The organism is Streptomyces albospinus, from assembly GCF_014648695.1.
In the GTDB taxonomy this organism is placed as follows: Bacteria; Actinomycetota; Actinomycetes; order Streptomycetales; family Streptomycetaceae; genus Streptomyces; species Streptomyces albospinus.
This window is the reverse complement of record NZ_BMRP01000146.1, coordinates 1-770: the sequence shown is the minus strand read 5'-3', so window position 1 is coordinate 770 and position 770 is coordinate 1. Positions and strand designations below refer to the sequence as shown.

General features: G+C 57.3%; 1 protein-coding gene. It reads right to left on the bottom strand.

What is annotated here, in order from left to right:
• Window positions 1–93: 93 nt before the first annotated feature.
• Window positions 94–273 carry a hypothetical protein gene (locus IEZ17_RS41690; RefSeq protein ID WP_189308836.1) on the bottom strand — a complete coding sequence of 60 codons (180 nt, stop codon included), beginning with the start codon at window positions 271–273 and terminating at the stop codon, window positions 94–96.
• Between the last annotated feature and the right edge of the window lie 497 nt (window positions 274–770).

Sequence of the window (770 nt, the reverse complement as noted above, 5' to 3'; positions counted from 1 at the left end):
GCCCGTCGTGGTCTCCGATGTGGGCTACGCCAACGAGGCGGACGCACCGCGCGTTCCGACGGCTTGAGGTACGAGCAAACCGCAGAACGGCCGTCACTTCCGTGACATCCTCTGCCAGGCTTCGCGGATCTCTGTCAGAGCGGTTATGACGGAAAGGGCAGCCGCAGAGACTCGGCGAGAGAAGGAAGGAACCTGCTCCAGCAGGTAGTTGAGAATGTAGAAGATCGTGCCCACTGCGGAGATCGCAACAGCAGCCCAACCGAAGTTGTTCAACGGAACCCACACCTTGTCTGTCCCTTGGTGGTTGGTTCCGGGCACAGGCAGGCTCGGCTCCAACCACATGTTCTGTGGTCTGGAAAGCCGACTCCTGCCCCGACGGGTCGCGAAATCAGGTCTAGATATGCGCTTGTAAGACTCTTTTTGGTTATCGCGTCTACCAGCGCCAATTGATATTGGTAGGGCTCTGCCGCCTTCTTCCGCTTCACAAGGTGATGGATGCTCTCCGAGACTCCAAAGCTGCTCGTCGGCGGAGTCTGGAATTCAGGTTGCCATCAAGAACGAAAGTTCCAACGACGCCCCGATTTGCCTCGGCGAGCCCAACGGTAGCTGCGTGCTTTCGGTGCGAGCAAGTGCATGTCTTCAAAATTTTGACTCATCAGTCACTTATGTATCAGGAGAACGATTGCAACTCATTCGTTTCGTGCAGGCGCATCCCGCCCGTATATACGCGGTCCTGGTCGCCGCTCTTGCCCTGGTAGCGCACTACCTTC